The 18,859-nt window shown below is 71.5% G+C and carries 16 protein-coding genes; 11 read left to right on the forward strand and 5 right to left on the reverse strand.

Annotated elements, in window-relative coordinates; translation table 11 throughout:
- Nucleotides 1–85 precede the first annotated feature (85 nt).
- Genes KPF47_RS40140 through KPF47_RS15730 form a run of 4 tightly spaced genes read left to right on the forward strand, consistent with a single transcriptional unit; the run spans nucleotide 86 to nucleotide 4,220 of the window.
- Complete coding sequence (locus KPF47_RS40140) at nucleotides 86–1,285, forward strand: aromatic ring-hydroxylating dioxygenase subunit alpha (RefSeq protein ID WP_224389514.1); 1,200 nt, start codon at nucleotides 86–88, stop codon at nucleotides 1,283–1,285.
- The gene (locus KPF47_RS15720) at nucleotides 1,282–2,265 is read left to right on the forward strand and encodes a GNAT family N-acetyltransferase (protein ID WP_224389515.1); all 984 of its coding nucleotides are present in this window, start codon (nucleotides 1,282–1,284) and stop codon (nucleotides 2,263–2,265) included. Before KPF47_RS40140 ends, KPF47_RS15720 begins: the two co-directional genes overlap by 4 nt.
- A gap of 19 nt (nucleotides 2,266–2,284) precedes the next feature.
- Complete coding sequence (locus tag KPF47_RS15725) at nucleotides 2,285–3,028, forward strand: Zn-ribbon domain-containing OB-fold protein (RefSeq protein WP_224389516.1); 744 nt, start codon at nucleotides 2,285–2,287, stop codon at nucleotides 3,026–3,028.
- 13 nt (nucleotides 3,029–3,041) lie between these two features.
- Entirely contained in the window at nucleotides 3,042–4,220 is a 1,179-nt protein-coding gene (locus tag KPF47_RS15730; protein WP_224389517.1) for a transporter, read from the forward strand.
- Nucleotides 4,221–4,247: 27 nt separating this feature from the next.
- Here the strand turns inward: KPF47_RS15730 and KPF47_RS15735 are convergent, their stop codons facing one another.
- The 5 genes from KPF47_RS15735 to KPF47_RS15755 form a co-directional block, all read right to left on the reverse strand.
- Nucleotides 4,248–4,937: a TetR family transcriptional regulator gene (locus KPF47_RS15735; RefSeq protein ID WP_224389518.1), complete on the reverse strand. Its 690-nt coding sequence runs from the start codon at nucleotides 4,935–4,937 to the stop codon at nucleotides 4,248–4,250.
- A 75-nt stretch (nucleotides 4,938–5,012) separates the two neighbouring features.
- Nucleotides 5,013–7,283, reverse strand: coding sequence for a molybdopterin-dependent oxidoreductase (locus KPF47_RS15740; RefSeq protein WP_224389519.1), 2,271 nt, complete (start codon nucleotides 7,281–7,283; stop codon nucleotides 5,013–5,015).
- 18 nt (nucleotides 7,284–7,301) lie between these two features.
- Entirely contained in the window at nucleotides 7,302–8,366 is a 1,065-nt protein-coding gene (locus tag KPF47_RS15745) for an alpha/beta hydrolase (protein ID WP_224389520.1), read from the reverse strand.
- On the reverse strand, nucleotides 8,363–9,637 hold the full coding sequence (locus KPF47_RS15750; protein WP_224389521.1) for a wax ester/triacylglycerol synthase domain-containing protein: 1,275 nt from the start codon (nucleotides 9,635–9,637) through the stop codon (nucleotides 8,363–8,365). Before KPF47_RS15750 ends, KPF47_RS15745 begins: the two co-directional genes overlap by 4 nt.
- 98 nt (nucleotides 9,638–9,735) lie before the next feature.
- Nucleotides 9,736–10,776, reverse strand: coding sequence for an ABC transporter ATP-binding protein (locus tag KPF47_RS15755; RefSeq protein ID WP_224389522.1), 1,041 nt, complete (start codon nucleotides 10,774–10,776; stop codon nucleotides 9,736–9,738).
- 304 nt (nucleotides 10,777–11,080) lie between these two features.
- Between KPF47_RS15755 and KPF47_RS15760 the strand changes: the two genes are divergently transcribed.
- The 7 genes from KPF47_RS15760 to KPF47_RS15790 are packed head-to-tail and all read left to right on the forward strand — an operon-like array spanning nucleotide 11,081 to nucleotide 18,858.
- Nucleotides 11,081–11,851: an ABC transporter permease gene (locus KPF47_RS15760; RefSeq protein WP_060712946.1), complete on the forward strand. Its 771-nt coding sequence runs from the start codon at nucleotides 11,081–11,083 to the stop codon at nucleotides 11,849–11,851.
- 11 nt (nucleotides 11,852–11,862) lie between these two features.
- Nucleotides 11,863–12,693 carry an ABC transporter permease gene (locus KPF47_RS15765; protein WP_224389523.1) on the forward strand — a complete coding sequence of 277 codons (831 nt, stop codon included), beginning with the start codon at nucleotides 11,863–11,865 and terminating at the stop codon, nucleotides 12,691–12,693.
- A 4-nt stretch (nucleotides 12,694–12,697) separates the two neighbouring features.
- On the forward strand, nucleotides 12,698–14,065 hold the full coding sequence (locus KPF47_RS15770; protein WP_224389524.1) for an MCE family protein: 1,368 nt from the start codon (nucleotides 12,698–12,700) through the stop codon (nucleotides 14,063–14,065).
- On the forward strand, nucleotides 14,065–15,234 hold the full coding sequence (locus KPF47_RS15775; protein ID WP_224389525.1) for an MCE family protein: 1,170 nt from the start codon (nucleotides 14,065–14,067) through the stop codon (nucleotides 15,232–15,234). Before KPF47_RS15770 ends, KPF47_RS15775 begins: the two co-directional genes overlap by 1 nt.
- A complete protein-coding gene (locus tag KPF47_RS15780; protein ID WP_224389526.1) occupies nucleotides 15,231–16,295 on the forward strand; it encodes an MCE family protein in 1,065 nt (354 codons plus the stop codon). Before KPF47_RS15775 ends, KPF47_RS15780 begins: the two co-directional genes overlap by 4 nt.
- Entirely contained in the window at nucleotides 16,295–17,542 is a 1,248-nt protein-coding gene (locus KPF47_RS15785; protein WP_224389527.1) for an MCE family protein, read from the forward strand. Before KPF47_RS15780 ends, KPF47_RS15785 begins: the two co-directional genes overlap by 1 nt.
- Nucleotides 17,542–18,858 carry an MCE family protein gene (locus tag KPF47_RS15790; protein ID WP_224389528.1) on the forward strand — a complete coding sequence of 439 codons (1,317 nt, stop codon included), beginning with the start codon at nucleotides 17,542–17,544 and terminating at the stop codon, nucleotides 18,856–18,858. The genes KPF47_RS15785 and KPF47_RS15790 overlap by 1 nt, the downstream gene beginning before the upstream one ends.
- The last annotated feature ends 1 nt before the right edge of the window (nucleotide 18,859 follow it).

Here is an 18,859-nt window from a genome sequence, read left to right on the forward strand (position 1 = left end):
TCCCGCGCTAAACCTTAAGGCTGTAGAATAAGTCTAACCAGTTCTCGATCCGCGACGTCACCGGTCGCGGGAGCAGGAGGCGGCAGTGTCCACTGACCAGACCGCGGCGAGTGCCCAGCAGACGGACGAGCTCGCCGCCCGCAACGACCGGATCCGGCGGGCTCTCGACCACATCCGCAACGACAGCACGGACGAGTACGACGGCATCGCCTCGTTCACGGCCGAGGAGTTCACCGACCCGGAGATCGCCCGCCGGGAGCGGGACGCGGTGTTCGGCCGGGTCCCCTCGATCGTGTGCCACGGCAGCGAGATCCCGAAGCCGAACGACTTCATGACGCTGCAGATGCCGCGCAACAACGTGATCATCGTGCGGCAGAAGGACCACTCGGTGAAGGCGTTCGTCAACCTTTGCCGGCACCGCGGTGCGCTGCTGGAGGAGCAGGAGAAGGGCCGCTGCCGGCTGTTCTCCTGCGGCTACCACCGATGGTCCTACGACACCGACGGCTCGCTGCGCGCGATCACCCGCGACAACACCTTCGGCGAGATCGACCGGTCGCAGTACGGGCTGATCGAGCTGCCCGCCGAGGAGCGCCACGGCTTCGTCTGGATGGTCGACGACGCGGACGCCGAGATCGACGTCGCGTCATGGCTGGGTGCCGAGATGGACGGCATCCTTGCCGGCTACGACATGGACAAGCTCGTCTCGGCGCAGGCCGAGGGCTTCGACGAGCCGGTCAACTGGAAGATCATGCAGGACGCGTTCCTGGACGGTTACCACATCCAGTACGCGCACCCGAACACCGCGGCGAAGCACATCCACACCAACGTGATGGCGGCCGAGGACTTCGGGCGGCACGCGCGGTTCATCGCGCCGCGCAAGACGATTGACAAGTACCTCGAGGAGCCCCCGGCCCCGGACGAGGACCTGTCGCCCTACGTCACCGAGACACACTTCCTGCTGCCGAACAGCACCCTGCTGCGCCAGCCCGACCACTTCGAGCTGCTCACCTTCCGCCCGCACCCGACCGACCCCGGCCGCTGCCGGATGGAGATGCGGCTGGTCGTGCCGAAGGTCGAGGACTCGGGCATGGACGCCGAGCGCTGGACCAAGATCTGGGACAAGAACTGGAAGATCCTCCTCGCGGTGCTGCACCAGGAGGACTTCCCGCTGCTGCGCAGCTCGCAGCAGGGAATGGGCAGCGCGAACGCCGGCGGCATGCTGCTCGGCCGCAACGAGGTCATCAACCAGATCTTCCACCGCGAGCTCCGGAAGCTGGTCTCGTGATCGATTTCGAGTGGTACCGGCCCGGCGGGCCCGGCTTCGAGCCGGACGTCGAGGCGGAGCTGCGGGAGATGCTGGCCGAGGCGTCGGAGACCGACGCCGAGGCCGGCTTCCCCCGGCTCTCGCTCGACGACCCGGTCGAGCCGGGGACGTCGCACCTGCTGGTGTGGCTCCTCCCGGACGAGCGCTCCGGGCGGAACGTCCCGCTGGTGCCGAGCCTCGCCGGGTTCCTCCGGGTCGAGCCGCTGCGGGACGAGGATTCGGGGACCGCCGAGGTCTCCTACCTCGTCCGGCCGGACTACCGGTCCCGCGGCATCACCACGCTGCTGATCGAGAAGATCGGCCTGGAGCTCGGCACCCCCGACGGCTGGCAGGGCACCGGCGTCTCCGGCCTGCGGGTCTGGGCCCGGGCGAACCACCCGGCCGCGCTGCGCATGTCGCTGCGGTTCCGCCGCTACGGGATCCGCACCGTGCTGCGCGAGTGGCAGATGCTCGCGCCGGTGCGGATCGGCCGGGACGTCGACCCGGGCGCCGAGCCCGGGCGTCCCGCGGTCCGGCAGGCCGCCGGCGGGGCGGAGCGCGACGCGGCCGCGGCGCTGTGGACGGCGAGCGGGCGCAGGCACGCGCCCCCGGCGGACACGGTCCTGCTCGTCAGCGGATCCGCGGAGCGGCCCGACGGTGCCGTCTGGGTCGACCCCGAGTCCGGCGAGCCCACGGAGTACGGCACCGCCGGACGCCTCGTCGCCGTCGTTACCCGGGATCAGGACCGGGACCGCGAGGAGGACCCGCTCGTGCGGTCCCTGCTGGTGGCCGGGCTGGAGTACCTGCGTGACGCGGGGCTCCGGGTCGGCGCCACCACGATCGACTCGGAGGACCGGCCGCTCGTGCACGAGGCCCGGACCCTCGGTTTCGTCCACGACCAGACCGACGTCCAGTACACCGTGCACAACCGGACCACCGAACCGTTGCCGGCCGTCCGGTGAGCGTCGGAATGGAGCAGAGATGACCGAGGTGCGGTTCCCCGACGTCCCCGCGGACCTGGCGGACGTGGTCGTGCGCCACGGCCGGGCCGTGGCGGCGGGCGAGAACGAGACCGTCCTGGCGGACTTCCGTCCCGACCGGGTCGGCCAGCTCCTGGCGTCCGCCCGGCCGCCGGACCGCATGAACGCCTCCGAGGTCGTGGCGATCGAGCCCGGTCCCGGCCCGCTCTACAGCGCGTACATCCGGTACAGCGGCGCGGGCGGCGACGAGGCGGTGTTCCGGTCGCGGTGGATCGATATCGACGGCACGTGGCTGGTGACCCAGGTCCGCAACGTGCCGGACACCCCGCCGCGGCCGCCGTTCGCGGAGCCGACCGACGACGGGTCCGACACCCCGCACTGGGAGGGACTGCGCCGGGGGGAGCTGCGGATCCAGCACTGCCCCCGGTGCGACGAGTGGATCTGGTCCCCCCGGCCGATCTGCCCGTCGTGCCACCACGACGAGCTGGAGTGGCCGTCGGTGGACCCGGCCGGGACCGTCTACGCGTGGACCCGCACCTGGCAGCCGTTCCACCCCTCGGTCTCCGGGCACCTGCCCTACGTGGTCGTGACCGTGGAGCTGCCCGCGGCGGGGAACCGTCGCGTGGTGGGCGTGCTGCTCGACGGCGACGGCGCCGACGTCCGGATCGGGCAGCAGGTGAAGGCGGAGTTCGACGACGCCGCGGACGCGGCGGACTACCCGCTGCTCCGCTGGCGCCTGTCCTGAGGAACGGAGCGACATGACCACACCCGACCGGTCCTTCCGGGGTGCCACCGCGGTGGTGGGGGCGGCCAACACCCCCTTCCTGAAGCGCGGGACCGCGACGTCGTCGTCGCTGCAGCTGACGCTGCGGGCGATCCTCGACGCGGCCGCCGACGCGGGCCTCGACGCCCACGACATCGACGGCTTCGTCTCCTACGCGAACGACGACAACGAGGGCCTGGCCGTCGGTGCGGCGCTCGGCGTGAAGGAGGTCCGCTGGTCCAGCATGGTCTGGGGCGGCGGTGGCGGCGGGGTGGCCGCCGCGGTGAACGCCGCGGCCGCGGCCGTCGTCGCGGGGCAGGCCGAGACGGTCTGCGTCTACCGCGGCATCTCCGAGGCCGACGCGGGCCGGCAGAGCTACAGCAAGGGCCACATCGGCCCGCTGTACGGCGCGCACGGTGTCTTCGCGCCCGCCCAGATCTGCGCGCTGCGGACCCAGCGGATGATCGAGGTCGACGGCGTCCCCCGCGAGGCGCTCGGCGCGCTGGTGGCCGCCGCGTACCACCACGCGCAGAACAACCCGGAGGCCGTGGCGTACGGGAAGCCGCTCGACCCCGACGTGTACGCCGACGCCCGGATCATCTCCGAGCCGCTGCGCCTCTACGACTGCTCCCGCGAGAACGACGCCGCCGGTGCCGTCATCGTCACCAGCGCCGCGCGGGCCCGCGGGCTCCGGCAGGAGCCGGCGTACGTGCTCTCCGGCGTGCAGGGCTCCGGCTCGTCCTGGACCGAGTCGGTCGAGAACGAGAGCCCCTACAGCAGCGCGGGATTCCACCCGGCGCTGGTCGCCCGGCTTTGGGAGGGCGCGGGGATCAAGCCGGGCGAGGTCGACGTCACCCAGGTCTACGAGAACTTCTCCGGGCCCGCCGTCGCGTCGCTGATCGACGTCGGGCTGGTCCCGCCGGGCGCCGAGGCCGGCCGGGTGATGCGGTTCGAGAACCTGATCGCCCCGGACGGCGACCTGCCGCTCAACACCGCGGGCGGCAACATCGCCGAGGGGTTCGTGCACGGCTTCGGGCTGATCGTGGAGGCCGTCCGTCAGATCCGCGGGACCTCGCCCAACCCGGTCCCCGGCGCAGCGGTGTCGCTGCTGCTCGGCGGCCCGATGGCCCCGCTGGTCAGCGCCACCGTGTTCGGGTCCGGGTCGGCGCTCTGACCCCGGGGCCGAGCGGCCCGGGGTGCCTCAGGACGCCTCGGATGGCCGGAGGTCGGCGACGGTCCGGCCGGCCAGGCCGTCCGGGGGCGGGGCGTCGGCCGGGACGTAGGGCGCCGCCCCGCGCAGGAAGCTGCGGACGGTCTCGGCGAAGACCTCCTCCGTGCTCATCCGGTTCTGCGCGACCGCGTTCGCCAGCGTCGGCTCGGACTCCGGGTCGGCGGTGCCGAAGAGCTCGCCCGCCTCGGCCGGGTCCTTCGCGGCCTCGGCGATCGCCGCGCCGAGCGTCAGCTTGTCCAGCCCGTCGAGGAGCAGGACGCACTGGTCGGCCGGGACGCCGACGGCGGTCAGGAAGCGGGCGCTCTGCTCGTAGGTGCGGATCAGCACGTCGCGGGGCATGAACCGGAGCAGCACCGGTGCCGCGTTGCGGTGCTGCAGCACGGCGTGCCGGAAGTTGAGGCTGAGCGCGACGAACCACTCGACCCAGTTCGGGGTCGTGCGGGAATCCGGCATCCGGGTCTCCACCACGATGGCGCGGGCCACGCCCCGGAGAATCTCGGCCTTGTCCGCGAAGTGGTGGTAGAGCGAGGGCGCGCGCACGTTGAGCGCACGGGCCAGCCGGGGCAGGCTGAACGCCTCCAGACCTTCCGCGTCGATGATCTCCAGCGACGTCGAGATCACCGAGTCGTACCTGATCAGAGGGCTGGCCGGGCGTGGCATACGGTCATTATCACCGTCCCTGCTGCGGTCGCGGGGGTGGCTCGCCGCACAGCCGCGCCCCGTGGCGGGCGGCGGTCAGGTGTCGCGGGGCGCCGGCTCGACGCGGACGGGCACGGCGTTCATCTGGACGGTGCCCGACAGCGGGTCGAGCACCGAGCCGTCGGTGAGGGTGTTGCTGTTGACCCCCGGCTGCCGTGCCGCGACGTGGAGCCGGGCGTTGTCGTCGTCGTGCCCCCAGCCGTGCGGCAGCGAGCACACGCCGTCCGGCACCTCGTCGGTGAGCCGGACCGGGACCCGGATCCGCCCGGCGGCCGAGCCGACCGAGACGGTCCCGCCGTCGTCGATGCCGAGGTCGTGGGCGTCGCCGGGGGAGACGTAGAGCATCGCGCGCTCGGGTCCCCGTGCGAGCCGGTCCACGTTGTGCAGCCAGGAGTTCTTCGACCGCAGGTCACGACGCCCGATCAGCAGCAGCGTCCCGGGCTCGGCGACGGGGGCGGCGACACCGGCGAGCGCGTCGAGCACCTGCGCCGGTGCGAGCTCGATCGTGCCGGAGGGGGTGCGGATCACCTCGTCGAGCCGGGGGCCCAGCGGGCCGAGGTCGATCCCGTGCGGCGACCCGAGCAGCCGGGCCAGGGTGAGCCCGCCCGGCACGCGGCCGAAGTGGTCGCCGTAGGGGCCGGACCGGATACGCAGGTCGAGCAGCCTGCGCGGTCCCCGCTCCGGGAAGTCGGTGACGATCCCGTCCTCGCCGGTGTCGAGCCCGCGCGCGACCGAGGCCCGCAGCGACGCGGCGATCTCGTCGTCCACGAGCCCGGGGTCGGCGCCGGGGCCGCGGCCCTCGTAGATCGCGCAGAGCCGCAGCAGGATCTCCCACTCCGGGATCATCCCGTCGGGCACCGGCCGGGCGGGCCGGGAGAACCGCGCGAAGTTCCGCTGCGCGAACTGGTAGAGCACCAGGTCGAAGTGGTCGCGGGTGAGCGAGCCCGGCGGCGGGAGGATCACGTCGGCGTACCGGGTGGTCTCGTTGAGATAGGGGTCGACGCAGACGAGCGCGTCGAGGTCGGCGAGGGCCCGCTGCATGCTCGTCGAGTCCGGCATGGACCGGGCGAGGTTGCCGCCGTAGACCACCATCCCGCGGACGCGGCCCGGACCGGGGGTCAGGATCTCCTCCGCCAGCGCGGCGACCGGGAGCTCGCCGAGCACCTCGGGGTGCCCGCCGACCCGGCTGCGGTACCGCCCGGTGGTGAAGGGCCGCGGGGGCCGGGTCGCCCGCCGGGTGGTGGGGGAGCCGGTGACGGGACGGGTGAACTGCAGCCCGCCCGGACGGTCGAGGTGACCGCACACGACGTTCAGGACCTGCAGCGCCCAGCAGGTCAGGGTGCCGTGCCGGTTGAGCGTGGTGCCGAGCCGCCCGTACACCGCGGCGCGTCCGGTCCCGGCGAGCTCGCGGGCGAGCCGGACGATCGCGTCCGGCGCGATCCCGCAGGCGCGGGCCGCGAACGCGGGCGTCCAGGGCGCGACCGCGGTGCGGAGCTCCGCGAGTCCGGAGACGCGGCCCTCCGCGGCCCGCAGCCGGACCCGCTCCTCGGTGATCACCACGTGCAGCAGGCCGAGCAGCAGGAACAGGTCGGTGCCCGGCCGCACCCGCAGGTGGTCGTCGGCGACGTCGGCGGTCGCGGTCCGCGCCGGGTCGACGACGACGAGCCGGCCGCCGCGCGCCCGCAGGGCACGCAGCTTGCCGCGGTAGTCCGGCGAGGCCCCGACGCTGCCGTTGGACACCAGCGGGTTGCCCCCGATGATCACGAGCAGGTCGGTGGTGTCGAGATCGGGCACCGGGATGCTGCTGGGCTCGCCGAACAGCAGGGCGGCGGTCACGGTCTGGGGCAGCTGGTCCATCGTGGCCGGCGAGTAGGTCTGGGCGCTCCCCAGCGACCGCGCAAGCCTGCCCGCCAGCAGGGTGAAGGCGACGTTGTGTCCGGTCGGGTTGCCGATGTAGGCGGCGACGGTGTCGCGGTCCGCGGCGAGCAGCGGGCCCAGCAGCCGGTCCACCTCGGAGAACGCCTCGTCCCAGGTCGCGGGGCGCAGCTCCCCGGCGCGCCGCACGAGCGGCCGGGTCAGCCGGTCGGGGTCGTCGTCGACCGCGCCGAGCGACGCCCCCTTGGGACAGAGGTAGCCCGCGCTGTAGACGTCGTGGTCGTCGCCGCGGACGGTGACGACACGGTCGTCCGCGTCGAGGGTGACCGCCAGCCCACACATCGCCTCGCAGAGCGGGCACCCGCGCGGGACGGTGCGCGGGACGCCCGGTCCCGGGTCGGGGAGCGGGACGGTCGACGGGCGGGTGGACATGGCCGAATTCTATAGTCGTTAGGTTTTGTCGTCCAGGTCCGCCGAGGCGCGGCGGGACCGTCCGGGCAGCGGCCGCGCGGTGCCGGCGAAGGCCGAGCGCAGGAAGGTCCCGATGCGGTCGAGCGAGCGCGACGCCTCCGGGAGCACCGGCGCGAACGCCTGGAACACGTGTGGCTGGCCGTGCCAGATCTCGAGCACGCAGTGCGCCCTCGCGGCGGCGAGGCGGCGCGCGAGCTGCTCGGTCTCCTCCCGCAGCACCTCGGCGGAGCCGACGGTCAGCAGGATGGGCGGCAGGTCCGCGAGGTCCGCCCGCAGGGGCGAGTACTGGTCCGGCGCGTCCCCGGCCAGGATCATCTCGATCATCCACTGGAGGGCGGCCGCCGACCCGGTCGGATCGTCGCCGGGATCGAGCGCGGCCCGCGCGGCGGTGTCGAGGTCGTAGACCCCGGACATCCCGACGACGGCGGCCGGCCGCGGCAGGCCGCGTTCCCGGGCACGCAGGGCGGTCGCGACGGCGAGGTGCCCGCCGGCGGAGTCGCCGGCGATCGCGATGCGCCCCGGCGCGATCCCGCGGGCGAGCAGCCACCGGTAGGCGTCGAGGCAGTCCTCGATCTCCTGGTCCAGCGACACCTCGGGGACCATCCGGTAGGCCACCGCCAGGGCGGCCTGCCCGGACGCCGACGACAGCCGGGAGACCAGTGAGCGGTGCGAGTTCAGGCCACCGAACAGCCAGCCCCCGCCGTGCAGGTAGAGGACGACGGCGTCGGGGTCCCGCACACCCCGCCCGACCGACCACTCCGCGGGGAGGCCGTTGACCGAGGTGCGGCCGACCCGTGCGCCCCAGGGCACAGGAACGTGGGCGGCCCACTCGTCGAAGCGGGCCAGCCGGTCCCGCAGTGCCTGGGTCAGCGTGTCGCCGGTCAGGGCGCGCAGGGCCCGGGCCATGAGCTGGTCCATGACGGCCGTCAGGACGCGGGACCGGATGCTCGGCCGGTGGTGCTCCGTGACGAGCACGCCCGCCGGCTCCGGACCCTCGGGGTGGGCGGCCGCAGCCCGTGGACGGCCGTGGTGCTCGGCGGTCATCCGCGCAGCGTCGGCGTCGCGGTGCCCGGCGCCAGGTCGAGCACCTCGGTGAACCCGTCCACCAGGCACTGCAGGTACAAGTCGCTATCGGCGAAGGCCGCGGTGTCGAGCCCGACCCCGATGCAGGCGGTGGAACCGTGGCTGACCAGGGTGATCAGCGAGGCGCCCCCGCCGAGGGGGCCGTAGCCGTAGAAGCGTTCGACCCGAGCGCCCGCGAGGTAGTGGTCCCCCTGCAGCCCCGGTACGTTGCTGGCGTGCAGGTCGTTGCCCTTCGTCATCGGGCCGGCGAGGATGGCGGCGAGTGCGCCGGGCATGCGGCCGAGCAGCGGCGCGAACAGGCCGATCACGTCGACCGCCGGCTCCTCCCGGACCTCGGAAACGATGGCCCGGATCCGCTCGACCCGGCGGGCGACGTCGGTCTCGGCCATCGGGCCGGCGAATCGGGCCGAGGCGATGCGGTTCCCGCCCTCGGGATCGGCGGACCGGCGCAGCGAGATCGGCATGGCGGTCGGGACGGCCTCCGGGATCGGTGCCCCGGAACGCTCGTGGAAGAGCCGGTACCCGCCGAGCAGTGCGGCCAGGAACGCGTCGTTCACGCTGCCGCCCGCGGCCTTCGCCGCCGCCCTGAGCCGGTCGAACGGGACGTCGACGGCGGCGAGCCGGAGGGTCAGGCCCCGCTCGACGAGCAGCGCGGAGTTCTCGGCGGCCGGGGGAGCGAGCACCCGGCCCAGCGACGACACGTACCGGGACACCGCCCCGGCCGTCGAGAAGGGCGCGGCCAGCGACCGCAGCCCGGCTGAGCCCAGCCTGCCCACCTCGCCGGTCACGCGGCCGAGGTCGGCACGGGCCTGGGCGACCAGTGCCTCGTAGGGTGACATGGGAGGTGTCTGTAGGTGCGCCGGCCGCGGGCCGCCCGGCACGTCGTTCTGCCGCTCCGGAGCCAGGATGCGCGCCAGGTGCTGCATCACGCCGAGACCGTCGGTGACGGCGTGGTGCATCTTCAGCGCGTACAGGGCGCGGCCGCGGGGGAGACCCTCCACCAGGAGCGCCTCCCACGGGGACCGGGCCCGGTCGAGCGGGCTCATGTAGAACTGCGACAGCCCGTCCATCAGCTCCGGCCAGCCGCCGCGGGCCGGGAGCTGGTGGCGGCGGAGGTGGAAGCGGAGGTCCATCTCCGGGTCGGTCGTCCACCGCGGCACCCCGAGCCCCAGTGCCGGCTCCACGACCCGCTGGCCGAGCCGGGGGACGACGGCGAGCTCGAGACAGGCCATCGCCGGCGTGCGTAGGGCGGGATCGGTTTCGATCCGCCACATGACGGTCTCGAAGGCGTTCATCTCCTCGCCGGCGGCATCCATGCGACTCGGCCCTCTCACTGCACGCGGGGGAACTCGGTCGTGGGCTCGTCGCGGAACCCGTGTCTGGCGGCACCGGCACCGGCGGGAACAGCATGCTCGTCCAGGTTCGACCGGATCGCCTCCTGCGCCGCGGGAGAGAGGGTGTGCATCATCGCGAGGACCCGCTCCTGGCGGCGCCGGACGGCCGCCCGCTCGGGCATCCCGGGGGAGGCCTGTAGCTGTGGCTTCAAGGGGGGCAGGCCGGCCAGGCCACCGGCCTCGGCCATCTCACGCTCCGCCTGCGCGGAGTCCTTCTCCTCCGACATCCCGATCGGCCCCTGGCGGCGACCGTTGAGGAACTGGGCCACGACCGGCTCCTCCGAGGTCAGCAGCTGTTCGCGCGGCCCGAACATCGCCAGGTGCTTGCGGTAGAGCAGGCCGATGTTGTCGGGGATCGTCTGCGCGGTGTTGATGTCGTGGGTGACGATGAGGAACGTCGAGTCGGTCTGGGCGTTCAGGTCGATGATGAGCTGGTTCAGGTAGGCGGTCCGGACCGGGTCCAGGCCGGAGTCGGGCTCGTCGAACAGGATGATCTCGGGATCGAGCACCAGCGCGCGGGCCAGCCCCGCGCGCTTGCGCATGCCGCCGGAGATCTCACCGGGGAGCTTCGCCTCGTCGCCGCGCAGGCCCACCAGCTCCATCTTCTCGAACACGATGTCGTTGATCTGGGACTCGGTCTTCGAGGTGTGCTCGCGGAGCGGGAAGGCGATGTTGTCGTACAGGTTCATCGACCCGAACAGGGCGCCGTCCTGGAAGAGGACGCCGAACAATTTCCGGATCTCGTAAAGCCGCGACTCGTTGCACCGGACGAGGTCCGTGTCGTGGATCACGATGGAGCCCTGCTCGGGCTTGAGCAGCCCGATGAGGGTCTTGAGGAACACGGACTTGCCCGTCCCGGACGGGCCGAGCAGCACCGAGACCTCGCCCGGCGGGAGGGTCAGTGTGACGTCCGACCAGATATTCGCCCGGCCGAACGACTTCGACAGGTTCTCGACCTTGACCTCGACGCCCTTCACGGCGCACCTCCTCGTGACGCTGTACCCGGCCGGTGCCGGGCCCTGATATTGAGACAACGACACATCTCTCGTCGAGTGTCTCTATCGGCAGGCCTCGATCGGGTGACAACAGTCGGTCGCGCTACTCCGATCGGGTTAACAATGAGACGTCAGACGAAACGTGTAACGGCGTAGCTCGTTTCGCCTACTACCGGAGCTCGCCGTCCCCAGCGGCCGTCCGGGATCCCCGTCGTCTCAGAGCAGAGGCCCCGATGCAGCCCGATGTTGTGACCTGCACCGTCGCCGTTCCGGACAGGGAGGCGTGATGGCAACGCCTCCCGTTGTGACCCGGACGGTGGCGCCGCTCGGCACCTTCTTCGCCTTCACCGCCGACACCTTCGTCGCGATGTTCAAGCGACCCTTCCAGTGGCGCGAGTTCGTGCAACAGACCTGGTTCGTCGCGAGCGTCTCGCTGGGCCCGGCGATTCTGCTGGGCATCCCGTTCGTCGCCCTGGTGACCTTCCAGTTCAACCTGGTGCTCGTCGAGATCGGCGCGATCGACCTCAGCGGGTCGGGTTCGGCATTCGCAACGGTGACGCAGATCGGCCCGGTGGCGACGACGTTCATCATCGCCGGGGCCAGTTCGACGGCGATCTGCGCCGACATCGGGGCGCGGCGCATCCGCGAGGAGCTCGACGCGATGGAGGTCCTCGGGATCGACGTCGTGCAACGGCTGGTCGTCCCCCGGGTGCTCGCCACCGCGCTCAACGCGTTCCTGCTGAACGGCGTCATGATCCTCATCGGGCTGGGGGGCGGCTACTTCTTCGCCGTATACCTTCAGGACGCCAGCCCCGGCCAGTACATCGACTCGCTCACCCTGCTGGTCGGCTTCGACGACCTGGTGCACGGCGAGCTGCGGGCGGTCGTCTTCGGGGTCGTCGGCGCGCTGATCGGCTGCTACCGCGGTATGACCTGCAAGGCAGGGCCCCGCGGCGTCGGGAACGCGGTCAACGAGACGGTCGTCTACACCTTCCTCGCGCTCTTCCCGATCAACATCCTGCTGACGCAGATCCCCTATTCGCTCGGTCTCGTGTGAGGGACGAATCCATGCTCTCCACTGTGCGCAACGCACTCGGCGCCCCGCTGCGGCTCCTCGACGACCTCGGCCAGCAGGCCGAGTTCTACGGCAAGGGCGTCATCTGGATCCCGAAGGCGGTCAAGAGCTACAAGACCGAGCAGGTCCGTCTCATCGCCGAGGTCGGTATGAGCAACGGCGCGCTGGCGGTGATCGGCGGTTCGTCGGTCATCACGTTCTTCATCACCCTGTTCGCGGGCGTGACCGGCGGCCTGCAGAGCTACGACGCGCTCGCCAACCTGCAGCTGGAGGCGCTCGGCGGGTTCGCCTCGGCGATCATCAACCCCCGACTGCTGGTGCCGATCATCGCGGGCGCGGCGCTCGCCGCGACCGTCGGCAGCGGCTTCACCGCCCAGCTCGGGGCGATGCGGGTGTCGGAGGAGATCGACGCGCTCGAGGTCATGGGGGTGCGCTCGCTCCCGTACCTGGTCACGACACGGCTCGTCGCCGGGATGATCACCATCATCCCGATCTTCGCCATGGCGATGGTCGGCGCATGGGTGGGGTGGAAGACGACCCAGGTGGGCTTCTTCGGCCTGTCCGAGGGCACCTTCGACCATTACATGCAGACGTTCATGCAGTGGCAGGACGTCCTCTACTCCTTCGCCCAGGCGATCGGCATCGCCGTCGTCGTGATCTCCATTCACACCTACTACGGCTACACCGCGACCGGTGGACCCGCCGGGGTCGGCCTGGCGGTGGGCAAGGCCGTCCGAACCTCGCTCATCGCGGTCCTGACCGCGGAGCTCGCCATCTCGATGGCCCTGTACGCCGACTCCGACGCTTTCCGCATCACGGGATGACCACATGAACGAATCGTTCTTCTCGCGGTTCAAGTACCGCGTGTACGCACTCATCCTGCTCGGGGTGGTGTTCGGGTTCCTCGCACTGTGCACGGCGATGTATCTGAACGCGTTCGCCAACACCGTGCCGGTCACGCTCCGGGCCGATCGGTCGGGCCTGCAGATGTACCCCGGCAACCGGGTTCAGCTGAAGGGCGTCGACGTCGGCGAGGTCGGATCGGTGTCGCTCGCCGACGGCGATCGCGGTGCCGTCGACATCGTTCTGGCCATGGATGCCGACCGGATCGGCCAGATCCCCTCCGACGTCACGGTGTCGCTGGACCAGCTCACCGCCTTCGGTGCGAAGACCGTGCAGCTCGCGGAGCCGACGGCTCCCTCGGGACGGACGCTGGCCGCCGGTGACGAGCTCACCAGCGACGCGGTTACCGTCGAGGTCAACACCCTGTTCGACTCGCTGGACCGGATCCTCGACACCCTTGAGCCGGCCCAGGTCAGCGAGGTCGTCGGCAACCTGGCGAACTCCCTGGACGGGCGCGGCGAGGAGATCGGGCAGACCGCCCAGCAGCTCGCCGCCTACCTGAAGAGGTTCAACGCGAACCTGCCGCAGCTGCAGACCGACTTCCGCAAGGGCGCCGACCTGGCGAACCTCTACGGCGACATCGCCGGCGACCTGACGGGCATCCTGGACAACGGCACGGTGACCAGCCGGACCATCGTCGAGCAGCAGGCCGACCTGGAGAGCTTCCTGTTCCAGATCTCCCGGGTGTCGATGACCGGTGAGGCGTTCTTCCTGCAGAACCGCGAGGGGATCCGCGACGTGTCGCAGACCGCTCTGCCGACCACGGACCTCCTGCGCGAGTACTCGCCGATGTTCGCGTGCTGGCTGCAGGGGCTCGACAAGTCCCGCCGGCAGTTGGAGCAGCAGCAGGGCAACACGGTTCCCGGCTTCGTCGGTCTCGTGACGTTGCAGCCCGGCGACGACGTCTACAAGAGCCCGCCCGTCGTCGGTGCGGACAACGGCCCCGACTGCCACGGCATGCCCGGGCTCGACGGCAGCGTGGTCCCCGAGTCCCTGCTGAAGAACGTCGACAAGGGCGGCGAGCCCAACCCGACCGGTGACAACACGGTCCGCGTCGCCGACCCGACCCTGGTCACGCAGCTGTTCGGGCCGTTCGCCGACGCCGGCGGGCAGGCCGGTCTGCCGGGCGCCCAGGTCCAGCCGCCCCCGACGGCCCCCGGCACCGCGCCGGCGCCGGCGCCGGGAGCGCCCGCGCCCGTCCCGCCCGGCACGGAGTCGGCCCCGCCGGCCGCGCCGAAGTCCGGGTCCGATGGCCTGCTGGGCGGCCTGTTCGGTGACGAGGAGGGTCAGTGATGAGCGTTTCCAAGGCACAGAACATCACCGGCCCGCTGATCAAGACCACGATCTTCGTGGTGGCCACCCTCCTGGTGCTGGCCGTGGTCAGTATCGAGATGGGAGCAGGTTCCGGCTTCGGCGACCAGCGTCGCTACTCCGGGGTGTTCACCGACACCTCGGGCCTCGTCGAGGGGGACTCGGTCCGGATCTCGGGTGTGGAGGTCGGGTCGGTCGAGGACGTCTCCGTCGTCGACAACACCCAGGGTCTGGTCACGTTCACCGTCGAGTCCGCGCGGGACCTGCCCGCGGACACCCGGCTCGCGGTCCGCTACCTGAACCTGACGGGGGACCGCTACCTCGAGGTCGCCAAGGGACCGGCCGGTGGGCCGGCGTTGGCGGAGGACGACGTCGTCCCCGTCGCCCAGACCCGACCGGCACTCGACCTCGACGTCCTGCTCGCGGGTTTCTCCCCGCTGTTCGAGGGACTGGCCCCGGACCAGATCAACCAGCTCAGCTCGGATCTGATCTCGGTGTTCCAGGGGCAGGGCGGCACCATCGAGTCGCTGCTCGCTCGTGTCGGCTCGCTGACCAACACCCTGGCCGACAAGGACGCGGTCATCGGCTCGGTGGTCGACAACCTCAACACCGTTCTCGGGACCCTCGACAGGCGGGCGCCCGAGCTGGAGTCGACCATCACGGAGCTCCAGCAGCTCACCAGCGGGCTGGCGGGCGATCGTCAGCGCATCGGCGAGTCCCTCGAGGGGGCCAACCGGCTGACCAGCAGCGTCGACCAGCTGCTGGGCAAGGTCCGCGGTCCGCTGAAGAACACCGTCGACCAGCTCGACCGCGTCGCCACCCAGGCCAAGGCGGGTGAGGCGGCGATCGACGAGAACCTCGCACTTCTGCCCGGAGCGTACCTGCGGGTCAGCCGCCTGGGCTCGCGGGGCGCGACCTACAACCTGTTCATCTGCTCGGTGCGGACCAAGACGACGGGCCCCGCCGGTGATCCGGTGTACTCGCCCTGGGGCGGTCCGGCCGACAACGTCGACCGCTGCAAGTTCGGCAACTCCCCGCTGGAGACGCCCGAGCAGCGGGAGGCGGACCCGATCCCGCAGGAGGACGCGGACGAGCAGGGCCAGGTCCCTGACGACCTCCTCCGCACCGACGGTACGGAGGGTGGGCGATGAAGCTCCGGTTCCGGGAGAAGAACCCCGTCACGATCGCCATCGCCGGCCTCGCGATCCTCGCGGTGCTGCTGGTCGCGTCGTTCCAGCTCGCAGAGCTGCCGGTCTTCGCCGGCAAGAAGTACGAGGCCCGGTTCACCGAGGCGGGCGGCCTGCAGGCGGGCAACACCGTCCGGGTCGCCGGGACCGAGGTGGGCCAGGTCCGGTCCGTTTCGCTCGAGGGTGCCGACGTCGTCGTCGCGTTCACGGCCAAGGACGTCGAGCTGGGCGACCTCACGTCGGCGACGATCGGGACCCAGACCCTGCTCGGGGAACGCAACCTCGAGCTGCGCCCGGACGGTCGTGCCCCGATGCAGAGCGGCGACACGATCCCGCTCGAACGCACGAAGGCGCCGTACAGCATCACCCAGGGCATCGAGGACCTCACCCGACGGACCGGTGAGATCGACATGCAGCAGGTCAGCACGGCGCTGGACACCTTCACCGACGCGTTCCGGAACACCCCGGACGACATCGGGCCGGCCTTCGAGGGGATCACCCGGCTGTCGCGCACGATCGCGAGCCGCGACGCCGCGATCCAGGACCTGCTCGCGCGGGCCGAGAGTGTCACCGGCGTCCTGAACCGCCAGACCGCGAAGCTGACCGCCCTGCTCACCGACGGCAACAAGCTGCTCGGCGAGCTGGAGGCTCGCCGGGAGGTCATCGGCCAGCTCCTGGTCACGACGCGCGCGGCCACCGACCAGATCGTCGGCCTGGTCGACGACCAGCGCGGCCGGCTCGCGCCCGCCCTGACCGAGCTCAACGGCGTGCTGGAGATCCTCGAACGCAACGAGGGCAACATCGTCTCCTCGATCGAACGCGTCTCGAGCTTCATCACCGGGCTCGGCGAGGGTCTGGCCGGAGGCCCGTTCTTCGCCGGTCACGGCGATCTCGGCAACGTCGGACCGACTTTGTTCCCGGTCAACGACTTCGTCCCGAGCCTGGCCGTACCGGCCCCGTCGGCCGAGGGCCTCGCCCCCACACCGCCGTCGGTCGGCGGTCTCATCGGCGCCGGAGGAAACTGATGCCCCGTCTCACTTCGGGACCGCTGCTGTCCCGGATCCTGATCGCCGGGCTGGTGGCCGCCGTGCTGGCCGCCGCCGCGATCATCCTGATCAACACCACGACCAAGACGGGCGTGGCCTACTTCGCGTCGGTCAAGAGCGTCTACCCGAACGACCGTGTGCGGATCCAGGGCGTCGCCGTCGGCAAGATCAAGTCGATCGAGCCGGCCGGGGACCAGGTGCGCATGGAGTTCACCTACGACGCCCGGTACGACCTGCCGGCGGAGGTGAACGCGGCGATCGTGTCGCCGACGCTGGTGGCCACCCGCTTCCTGCAGCTCGCACCCGCCTACACCGGCGGGCCGGTGCTGCCCGACGGCGGCGACATCCCCGTCGAGCGCACGGTCTCCCCGCTCGAGTTCGACGACCTCAAGCAGGAGCTGCAGAACCTGAGCCGGGCCCTGGGTCCGGAGCAGGCGAACCAGAGCGGATCGCTGTCCCGGTTCCTGGACATGGCGGCGGCCAATGCCGCGGGGGGCCAGGGCACCAGGTTCAACGAGCTGGTCCGGGAGGCCTCGGCAGCCGTGGAGACCCTGTCCGAGGGCCGCGGCGACCTGTTCGGCACCGTCCGCAACCTGCAGGCGTTCGTCACCGCGCTCAAGCAGGTCGACGGCCAGATCGTGGAGTTCAACCAGCGCCTCGACACCGTCTCCGGGGTGCTCACCGACAACGAGGACGAGCTGTCGGCCGCGCTGGACGGCATCTCGCGGGCCGCGGTGGCGGTCGACGAGTTCGTCGACGAGAACGGCCCGGTCCTCAACGAGTCGGTGACCGAGCTCGGGGACCTCACCCGGACCCTGTCCAACTCGCGCGACGAACTCGCGACGATCCTGCACGTCGGTCCCAGCACGCTGATGAACCTGTTCAACATCGTCTCGCCGAGGACGCGGGCGCTGTCGGGCAAGCTGGTCGTCGACAACCTGAACACTCCGGCGGACTTCGTCTGCTCGGCGTTCACGGCGGCGGCGCAGGACCCGGTCCAGGGCATCGACTACTGCAAGAGCAACCTCGGCCCGCTGTTCAACCTGCTGCGGGTGCAGCAGCCGCCGATCGGTATCAACCCGATCAACCCCGGTCTCGGGGGGCCGACCGACAACCAGCCCGGGCGCGACGCGCCGTACCGCCAGCCCCCGCCGGGCCCGGAGGCCCCGCCGGACGTCGACGCCCCGGGCCTGGGCGGTCTGCTGCTGCCCGAAGGAGGCAACTGATGGGCACGACACGGCGCGGTGCGGTGGTCGCGATGATCGCCGCGTGCGCGGTCTCCCTCACCGCGTGCGACTACAGCGGCCTGAACGACTTCACGCTGCCCGGGGTTCCCGGCGTCGGCGCCGGTGCCTACACCGTGCAGATCGAGCTGAAGAACGTCGCCGACCTGGTGCCGAACAACCCGGTCCGGGTCGGCGACCAGCCGGTCGGCAACATCACCGACGTCCGGCTCGACGACTGGACGGCCGTCGTCACGGTCTCCCTCGACCCGGACGTCGAGCTGCCCGCCAACTCCCGGGCGCGGATCGGCCAGACCTCGCTCCTCGGTGCCAAGTACGTGGAGCTGTCGCCGCCGACCGACCAGGCCCCGACGGGTCGGCTCGAGGACGGGGCGCGGATCGGTCTCGAGCAGTCGGGCAAGTATCCCGAGACCGAGGAGGTCCTCGCCTCGGTGGCCACCCTGCTGAACGGGGGAAACCTGCAGAACCTCAAGTCGATCACCGGGGAGCTCAACAAGGCCCTGGGGGGACGCACCGAGGACTTCCGCACCCTGCTGACCGAGCTCGAGACGTTCAGCCGCGGACTCGACGACCAGAAGGCCGACATCACCCGGGCCCTCGACGGGATCGACCGGCTCGCCGCCCGGTTCGCAGAACAGGACCAGGTCATCGACGGCGCGCTGGAGTCGATCCCGCCGGCCCTGACCGTGCTGAACCGGGAGCGGGAGAACCTGACGGACACGCTGGTGGCGCTGGGCAGGTTCGGCGACGCGACCGACGCGGTCGTCGCCGAGAGCTCGGACAACCTGGCCCGGAACCTCGACAACCTGACGCCCGCCCTGAAGGGACTGGCGGACGCGAACAACTCGCTGACCGACTCGCTGGGGCTGCTCGGGACCATCATCTTCCCGCTGCGCAACTTCGGGGAGACGTTCCAGGGCGACTACATCAACTTCTGGCTGACGCTGGACCTGACGCTGGGCACGCTGGACCAGAACTTCCTCACCGGAACCCCGATGGAAGGCCAGCTGAACCGGTTGCAGGACATCATGAAGGCCGGCGGCAACGCGCTCGACGCGGCCGACCCGCTCACGGCGCCCGTCCTCCCGCAGGAGCCCGGAGCGCCCATCGGCGAGCCGGGACTGGACCTGCTCGACGGCGCGGTGCCGAACGACCCGCCGCCCGGACCGCCGTCGGGGACCCTGGAACCCCCGGCGCCCCCGGAGCAGAGCGAGTTCGAGCGTCGCCAGCAGGAACAGCAACCGGCCGAGCAGCCCTCGGACGGCGGCCTGCTCGGCGGTCTGACGGGAGGCAACTGAG

Origin of the sequence: Pseudonocardia sp. ICBG1293, from assembly GCF_020131355.1 — a bacterium.
GTDB lineage: Bacteria > Actinomycetota > Actinomycetes > Mycobacteriales > Pseudonocardiaceae > Pseudonocardia.